Annotated in this window: 1 pseudogene; it reads left to right on the top strand. The window is 47.7% G+C overall.

The window, feature by feature from the left end:
• A pseudogene (locus tag R7Z50_RS31505) lies at window positions 1-503 on the top strand (ATP-dependent DNA helicase DinG); the annotation flags it as partial.

Genomic DNA, 503 nt, shown 5'->3' with positions numbered 1-503 from the left:
ACCAGAGCCAGAAAATACGATTTATGTCTTTGACGAAGCTCACCACCTGCCTCACGTCGCCCGTGATCACGCTTCAGCATCCGCGAGTTTAAAAGGCGCAGCAGCGTGGCTAGAGAAGCTGAATCAGTCAATCAGTAAATTTTCATCACTGGCTGATGAGAAACGTGTCGCTCGTTTCCGCAATGACTTGCAAGACTCCGTGCAAAACTTAATACCTGCGCTCACTCAATTGACTAAACAATTCGATCCAGCTCAGTTTGAAGAAGGCATCTACCGCTTTGAACATGGCGAACTGCCAACTTGGCTAGAAAACCAATCTAAAGAGCTAAAGCAGTTCAGCAAGAAAGCAAACCAAAGCGTCGCGAAAATCGCCGATCTTATCGCAGAAAGAGTCAAAGATGGCGAACTCGCGGCAAGATTGGCCGAGCCTGCGCTCGCTGAACTAGGTTTCTATATTCAACGACTAGAGAACCTCGCTCAAGTTTGGCATTTAATGGCAGAGC

The organism is Vibrio sp. 1249-1 (genome assembly GCF_033340495.1).
Note: the sequence above shows the minus strand (reverse complement) of the source record. Positions and strands in the feature narration are given on the sequence as shown.